Raw genomic sequence first — 7,670 nt, 5'->3', positions numbered from 1 at the left:
GAGGTCGACACCGTCGTCCTGGACAAGACGGGCACCGTCACCACCGGCCGGATGACCCTGCTCGCCGTGCACACCGCCGAGGGCGTCACCGAGGCCGAGGCACTGCGGCTGGCCGGCGCCGTGGAGCACGCCTCCGAGCACCCGATCGCCCGGGCGATCGCCGAGGCCGCCGCCGACCGGACCGGCGCACTGCCCCCGGTCGAGGGCTTCCGGAACGTGCCCGGGCGGGGCGTTGAGGGCGTCGTGGACGGCCGTACGGTACTGGCCGGGCGTGAGGCCCTGCTGGCCGACCGCGCACAGCACCTGCCGCCCGTCCTGGCCCGCGCCAAGGCCGCCGCCGAGGCAGTCGGCCGCACCGCGATCGCGGTCGGCTGGGACGGCGAGGCCCGGGCCGTGCTGGAGGTCGCGGACGCGGTCAAGCCGACCAGTGCCGAGGCCGTCGCCGAGCTGCGCGCCCTGGGCCTGACCCCGGTGCTGCTGACCGGCGACAACCGGGCGGTGGCCGAGGCGGTCGCGGCCGAGGTCGGCATCGACCCGCAGGACGTGGTCGCCGAGGTGCTGCCCGAGGACAAGGTCGAAACCGTCAAGCGGCTTCAGTCCGAGGGCCGTTCGGTCGCGATGGTCGGCGACGGCGTCAACGACGCGGCCGCGCTCGCCCAGGCCGATCTCGGCCTGGCGATGGGCACCGGCACCGACGCCGCGATCGAGGCGAGCGACCTCACCCTGGTCCGCGGCGACCTGCGCTCGGCGGCCGACGCCATCCGGCTCTCCCGCAAGACCCTCGGCACCATCAAGGGCAATCTGTTCTGGGCCTTCGGCTACAACGTGGCGGCGATCCCGCTGGCCGCCGCCGGACTGCTCAACCCGATGATCGCGGGGGCCGCGATGGCCTTCTCCTCGGTCTTCGTCGTCAGCAACAGCCTGCGCCTGCGCCGCTTCCGGCCCGCCTGAGGCCCCTCGGCCCCTGCGGAACGAAGGCCGACGGCACGAGGGCCGGCAACACGAGGGCCCCGGGCCGATCCCCGGAACTCAGGGATCGGCCCGGGGCCCTCGTCACGCCTCAACGCCCCAGCAGCTCGCCGCCGTTGCAGTGCAGGATCTCGCCGGTGATGAACCCGGCCTCGGGCGAGGCGAGGAAGTGCACCGCCGCCGCGACCTCGCCGGTCTCGCCGATCCGGCCGAGCAGCGTGCGCGCCGCCCGGCGGGCCACCTCGGCCTCGTCCAGCCTCGGTCCGAAGAACTCGGTGCCGGCGACCGTCCCCGGCGCGACGATGTTGGCGGTGATGCCCGAGGTCCCCAACTGCGCGGCCAGGAAGTGGTTCCAGGCGTGCAGCGAGGCCTTCGACGCGCCGTAGCTGCCGGCCCCGCGCAGGGCGGCGATGGAGCTGATGGTGACCACCCGGCCGGAGCCGGGGGTGAGCCGGTCCCGGATCGACTCGGTGAGCAGCACCACGGTCAGCACGTTGCGCTCGAAGTCGCCGCGCCAGCGCGCCAGCAGGGCGTGCGGGCCGCCTCCGACGACGGTCTCCCGGCTGCCGGCGTTGTTCACCAGCACGTCGATCCGGCGGGGCAGTTCGTCGAGCGCGGCCTCCACGGCGTCCGGGTCGGCGAGGTCGCACACCAGCGGGGTGACGTTCGGCCCGAGGTCGACCGCGGCTTTCTCCAGGACCGCCCGGCGGCGGCCCACGATCACCACGTTCTCGCCCGCTTCGGCGAACCGCCGCGCGACTTCGTACCCGATTCCCGTGCCACCGCCGGTGACAACGACGTTCCTGGCCATCTGCGCACTCCCTCCCCAGTTCCGCCGCCGCGCTGCAAGGGTGCGCGGCGGTCCGTACCGGAATGCCACGATTCCTATCACGCTCGGTTGCCGTGACTGCGGGGAGGGTGACGTCGCGCGCGCTGGAAGGTGTGATATGGGCGCGGAACGAAGCGCCTACGGAGCGTGGCGAGAGGCAGCTCACACCCCCCGGGCGTAACTTCTCGCACCCTGATACGTCTTAGGTTGGTAGTGCGGCAGTTTTTCCGATGGGCTGGGACGCGATCAAACGGCAACGCGTCCCGGCGCTTCCACCGGCTGTCGCCGACGGGGCTCCGGCGGGCCCCGGGAACGGTCGTCACTCTCGACGGCCTTCGCGCACGGCGCCGGGGTTGTGGCGGGCCAGGGACGCTTTGAGCGGCCGTCCCCGGTTGCGGCCGGCCCCGGAGTCGTGCGCCGTACGGTTGCCTCCGCCCACGGGCCCTTCGGGCCCCGGGCGCGGGGACGCGAAGGGGCCCGGCCGCTCAGGCGGCCGGGCCCCTTTCCGCGGAGTGCGTGCGTTTCCGCGGGGTGCGCGCGTCAGCGCCCGTCGAGCGGGACGTAGTCGCGGATCGCGGTGCCGGTGTAGATCTGGCGCGGACGGCCGATCCGGCTGGTCGGGTCGTTGATCATCTCGTGCCAGTGGGCGATCCAGCCCGGCAGCCGGCCGAGGGCGAACAGCACGGTGAACATGCTGGTCGGGAAGCCCATGGCGCGGTAGATCAGGCCGGTGTAGAAGTCCACGTTCGGGTACAGCTTGCGCGAGATGAAGAAGTCGTCCTTGAGGGCGTGCTCCTCCAGCTTGAGCGCGATGTCCAGCAGCTCGTCGTTCTTGCCGAGCTGGCCGAGGACCTCGTGCGCGAGCAGCTTGACCTGCGCGGCGCGCGGGTCGAACGCCTTGTAGACGCGGTGGCCGAAGCCCATGAGCTTGACGCCGGCTTCCTTGTTCTTCACCTTCGTGATGAACGCGTCGACGTCGCCGCCGTCCTTCTTGATGCTCTCCAGCATCTCCAGCACGGCCTGGTTGGCGCCGCCGTGCAGCGGGCCCCACAGGGCCGAGATGCCGGCCGAGATGGAGGCGAACAGGTTGGCGTGGCTGGAGCCGACCAGGCGCACGGTGGAGGTCGAGCAGTTCTGCTCGTGGTCCGCGTGCAGGATGAGCAGCTTGTCCAGCGCGTTGACGACGACCGGGTTGAGCTCGTAGTCCTCGGCGGGGACGGCGAAGGTCATCCGCAGGAAGTTCTCGACGTAGCTCAGGTCGTTGCGCGGGTAGACGAAGGGCTGGCCCACCGCCTTCTTGTACGCGTAGGCCGCGATCGTCGGCAGCTTGGCCAGCAGGCGGACGGTCGACAGGTGGCGCTGGGCCGCGTCGAAGGGGTTGTGGCTCTCCGGGTAGAAGGTGGAGAGCGCACCGACCACCGAGGACAGCATGGCCATCGGGTGGGCGTCCCGCGGGAAGCCCTGGAAGAAGCGCTTGACGTCCTCGTGCAGCAGGGTGTGCTGGGTGATCTCGCGGTTGAACTCCGACAGCTGGTCCGCGTTGGGCAGCTCGCCGTTGATCAGGAGGTACGCGGTCTCGATGAAGCCGCCCTGCGCTGCGAGCTGCTCGATCGGGTAGCCGCGGTACCGCAGGATGCCGTTGTCACCGTCCACGAAGGTGATCGCGGACTTGTACGCGGCGGTGTTACCGAAGCCGTTGTCCAGGGTGACCAGGCCGGTCTGCGGGAGCAGCTTCGAGATGTCGAAGCCGGAGTTGCCCGCAGTGCTCTCGACGACGGGGTATTCGTACTCGCCGTCCTGGTACCGCAGTACTACCGAGTTGTCGCTCACGTCTTCCTCACCGACGAAATGAATCCTCTTCCAAGGTGCCCTGACTGTCTCTACCATCCCCCATCCGGAGGACAGCCGCGCACCCGGGGTGGCCCGGAAGGGCCCGCCCCTACAAAACCTGCCGCCGCAGCCGGTACGAACCGGACAAGATCGGCACCACCCTAGGCTCTGCCGTAAATCTCTTCACGTCAAGAGAACCTTAGAGGCAACCATCTTGTTAGATAATCATCCAGAAGCAAGCCGATGATCGAGCGCCGCGTGCCGCCGACCTGCGCTGACGGCCCGCACGGCCTGCGCGATCGCCTTCCGTGACCCGACCAGCACCACGAGCTTCCTGGCCCTGGTCACGGCGGTGTAGAGCAGGTTCCGCTGGAGCATCGTCCAAGCGGACATGGTGACCGGAATCACCACCACCGGGTACTCGCTGCCCTGCGAGCGGTGGATCGTCACCGCGTACGCGTGGGCCAGCTCGTCCAGTTCGTCGAAGTCGTACACCACCTCCTCGTCCTCGTCGGTGAGCACCGTCAGCCGCTGGTCGTCCACACTGAGGGCGGTCACCACTCCCACTGTGCCGTTGAAGACGCCGTTCCGCCCCTTGTCGTAGTTGTTGCGGACCTGGGTGACCTTGTCCCCGACACGGAACGTCCGCCCGCCGAAGCGCCGCTCCGCCAACCCCTCCCGGGCCGGCGTCACCGCCCCCTGCAACAGCGTGTTCAGGTTCCCCGCCCCGGCCGGGCCCCGGTGCATCGGCGCCAGCACCTGCACGTCCCGGCGCGGGTCGAAGCCGAACTTCTGCGGGATCCGGCGCGCCACCACGTCCACCGTCAGCCCGGCCGCCCGCTCCGCGTCGTCCTCCACGAACAGGAAGAAGTCCGCCAGACCCTCCGTCAGGGGCGGCTTCCCCTCGTTGATCCGGTGCGCGTTGGTCACCACGCCCGACTGCTGCGCCTGCCGGAAGATCCGGGTCAGCCGCACCGACGGGATCGGCCCGCCCTCGGCCAGCAGGTCCCGCAGCACCTCGCCGGCTCCCACCGAGGGCAGCTGGTCCACATCCCCCACGAACAGCAGGTGAGCGCCCATCGGCACCGCCTTGACCAGCTTGTTCGCCAGGATCAGGTCCAGCATCGAGGCCTCGTCCACCACCACCAGGTCCGCGTCCAGCGGCCGGTCCCGGTCGTACGCGGCGTCCCCGCCCGGCTTCAGCTCCAGCAGCCGGTGCACCGTCGAGGCCTCCACCCCGGTCAGCTCCGACAGCCGCTTGGCCGCCCGGCCGGTCGGCGCCGCCAGCACCACCTTCGCCCGCTTCGCCAGCGCCAGCGTCACGATCGACTTGACCGTGAACGACTTGCCGCAGCCCGGACCACCCGTCAACACCGCCACCCGCTCGGTCAGCGCCAGCCGTACCGACTGCTCCTGCTCCGGCGCCAGCTCCGCCCCGGTCCGCTTCGCCAGCCACTCCAGCGCCACCGGCCAGTCCACGGAACCGAACCACGGCATCCGGTCGGAGTCCGAACGCAGCAGCCGCAGCAGCTGGTTGGCGAGCGAGATCTCCGCCCGGTGGAACGGCACCAGGTAGACCGCGGTGATCGGCTCCCCCTCGTCCCCCGGCACCGTCTCGCGCACCACGCCCTCGGCCGCGACCAGCTCGGCCAGGCAGTCGATCACCAGCCCCACGTCCACCTGCAACAACTTCACGCCGTCCGCGATCAGCCGCTCCTCCGGCAGGTAGCAGTGCCCCTGGTCGCTGCTCTGCGACAGCGCGTACTGCAAGCCCGCCTTCACCCGCTCCGGACTGTCGTGCGGGATGCCCACCGCCTGGGCGATCCGGTCCGCCGTCAGGAAGCCGATGCCCCAGACGTCCGCCGCCAGCTTGTACGGCTCGTTCTTCACCACGCCGATCGAGGAGTCGCCGTACTGCTTGTAGATCCGCACCGCCAAGGAGGTCGACACCCCGACCCCCTGGAGGAAGACCATCACCTCCTTGATGGCCTTCTGCTCCTCCCAGGCCGCCGCGATCTTCTTCGTCCGCTTCGGCCCCAGCCCCGGCACCTCGATCAGCCGGCCCGGCTCGTTCTCGATCACCTCCAGGGTGTCCACCCCGAAGCGCTCCACGATCCGCTCGGCGAACCGCGGCCCGATCCCCTTGATCAGCCCGGAGCCCAGGTAGCGCTGGATGCCCTGGATCGTGGCCGGCAGCACCGTGGTGTAGTTCTCCACCGTGAACTGCCGCCCGTACTGCGGGTGCGAACCCCACCGCCCGTGCAGCCGCAGCGACTCGCCGACCTGCGCCCCCAGCAGCGCGCCCACCACGGTCAGCAGGTCGTTCCCGCCCCGGCCGGTGTCGACCCGGGCCACCGTGTAGCCGGTCTCCTCGTTGGCATAGGTGATCCGCTCCAGCACGCCCTCGACCTCTGCGAGCTGGCGCGGCGCCTGCTGCCCCGACTGCGCCTGCTTGGCCACCGGAGTCCCCTTCGACCGGTACGGGTGGTTCCTTCCGCCACGCACCGTACCGCCAGGCCCCGACAAGCCCCGAACCCCGCCGTGCACCCTCCCCACCGAGGTGCCACGCTGTAAGGAGCCAAGGGGGTCGCCGATCGCGCCCGCACCCGCACGGGCCCCGTCCGAGGAGCAGTGCCGCCATGCTCAACACCGACTTCCGCCCCGGCGCTCCGAACTGGCTCGACCTGAGCAGCCCCGACACCCGGGCCTCCGTCGACTTCTACACCGCGCTGTTCGGCTGGACCTTCGACTCGGCCGGCCCCGAAGCCGGCGGCTACGGCTTCTTCCAGCTCGAAGGCCGCACCGTCGCCGCCCTCGGCCCGCTCGCCGAGGAGGGCGCCCTGCCCGGCTGGACCCTGTACTTCACCACCCCCGACGCCGACCGCACCACCGCCCTGGTCGAACAGGCCGGCGGCCGCGTCCGGTTCGCCCCCTTCGACGTCTTCACCGCCGGCCGGATGGCCGGCTACACCGATCCCACCGGCGCCGACTTCGCGGTATGGCAGCCGCACGACACCCGCGGGCTCGGCCTCGTCAACGACGAGGGCAGCCTCTGCTGGGCCGAGTGCTACAGCGTCGACGCCGAGCGCGCCAAGACCTTCTACCGCACCGTCTTCGGCTGGCAGGAGCAGGACGTCCCGCTCGGCGAGGTCCTCTACACCGTCCTCACCCCGGCCGGCGGGGGCACCGGCGACGCCCACGGCGGCATCATGCAACTCGGCCCCGAACACACCGCGCGCGGCACCACCTCGCACTGGCTCCCGTACTTCGAGGTCCCCAACGTGGACGCCGCCCTCGCCATCGCCGACAAGCTCGCCGCGACGGTCCGGATCCCGGCGATGGACGTGCACGGCGTCGGCCGCCTCGCCCAGCTGATCGACCCGCACGGCGCCGTCTTCGCCGTCATCACCAGTGCCAGGCCCGGGGAGTGACGCCCCATGGGGTCCTACGACCCTTCAGAAGGGCCGTGAAGGGGTGCTACGGGCGTAGATAGGACGTGGTGCAACAAACGGAAGCTTCTATCCTCTGATCATGACTGAGACGGCTGTTCTGGCGATTCGACGAGCCACCGAGGACGACCTGCCCGCGATCGTGGCCATGCTCGCCGACGACCCCCTGGGTGCCACCCGCGAGAGCCCTGACGACCTCACCCCGTACCGCACCGCTTTCGCCCGCATCGACGGCGACCCCCACCAGCACCTGGTCGTCGCCGACCGCGCCGGCCGCGCCGTCGGCACCCTCCAACTCACGGTCGTCCCGGGCCTCTCCCGCAAGGGCGCCACCCGCGCGATCATCGAGTCCGTCCGGATCCACGCCGACGAACGCGGCAGCGGACTCGGGAGCGAACTGATCCGGTGGGCCGTCGAACGCTCCCGCGAACTCGGCGCCGACCTCGTCCAGCTCACCTCCGACGCGACGCGCACCGACGCGCACCGCTTCTACGAACGGCTCGGTTTCGAGGCTTCGCACCTCGGATTCAAACTCAAGCTCTGAAAACGCGAAGAGCCCCCATCCGGTTTCCCGGATGAGGGCTCTTCAGAAG

The 7,670-nt window shown here is 70.7% G+C and carries 6 protein-coding genes; 3 read left to right on the top strand and 3 right to left on the bottom strand.

Going from position 1 to position 7,670, the window contains the following annotated elements; all coding sequences use genetic code 11:
• On the top strand, positions 1-951 hold a 951-nt coding region (locus J0670_RS23815), incomplete at its 5' end, for a cation-translocating P-type ATPase (RefSeq protein ID WP_207813695.1).
• Positions 952-1,060: 109 nt separating this feature from the next.
• On the opposite strand, the gene J0670_RS23810 is transcribed toward J0670_RS23815, so the two are convergent.
• From J0670_RS23810 to J0670_RS23800, 3 genes are all read right to left on the bottom strand, one after another.
• Positions 1,061-1,780, bottom strand: coding sequence for an SDR family NAD(P)-dependent oxidoreductase (locus J0670_RS23810; RefSeq protein ID WP_207813694.1), 720 nt, complete (start codon positions 1,778-1,780; stop codon positions 1,061-1,063).
• 558 nt (positions 1,781-2,338) lie between these two features.
• Positions 2,339-3,628 (bottom strand): citrate synthase, encoded by a 1,290-nt coding sequence (locus J0670_RS23805; protein WP_207813693.1) that lies wholly within the window; start codon positions 3,626-3,628, stop codon positions 2,339-2,341.
• Between the two features lie 225 nt (positions 3,629-3,853).
• A complete protein-coding gene (locus J0670_RS23800) occupies positions 3,854-6,088 on the bottom strand; it encodes an ATP-dependent RecD-like DNA helicase (protein ID WP_207813692.1) in 2,235 nt (744 codons plus the stop codon).
• A gap of 179 nt (positions 6,089-6,267) precedes the next feature.
• On the opposite strand from J0670_RS23800, the gene J0670_RS23795 reads away from it, so the two are divergent.
• Both J0670_RS23795 and J0670_RS23790 read left to right on the top strand, forming a co-directional pair.
• Entirely contained in the window at positions 6,268-7,059 is a 792-nt protein-coding gene (locus J0670_RS23795) for a VOC family protein (protein ID WP_207813691.1), read from the top strand.
• A gap of 100 nt (positions 7,060-7,159) precedes the next feature.
• Positions 7,160-7,621 (top strand): GNAT family N-acetyltransferase, encoded by a 462-nt coding sequence (locus tag J0670_RS23790; RefSeq protein ID WP_207813690.1) that lies wholly within the window; start codon positions 7,160-7,162, stop codon positions 7,619-7,621.
• The last annotated feature ends 49 nt before the right edge of the window (positions 7,622-7,670 follow it).

The organism is Streptomyces sp. FH025 (assembly GCF_017427025.1).
In the GTDB taxonomy this organism is placed as follows: domain Bacteria; phylum Actinomycetota; class Actinomycetes; order Streptomycetales; family Streptomycetaceae; genus Kitasatospora.
Note: the sequence above shows the minus strand (reverse complement) of the source record. Positions and strands in the feature narration are given on the sequence as shown.

Bases quoted from the DNA above. Each gene is read 5' to 3' on its own strand.
- J0670_RS23810 (WP_207813694.1), bottom strand. From the start codon at position 1,780: ATGGCCAGGAACGTCGTTGTCACCGGCGGTGGCACGGGAATCGGGTAC.
- J0670_RS23795 (WP_207813691.1), top strand. From the start codon at position 6,268: ATGCTCAACACCGACTTCCGCCCCGGCGCTCCGAACTGGCTCGACCTG.
- J0670_RS23790 (WP_207813690.1), top strand. From the start codon at position 7,160: ATGACTGAGACGGCTGTTCTGGCGATTCGACGAGCCACCGAGGACGAC.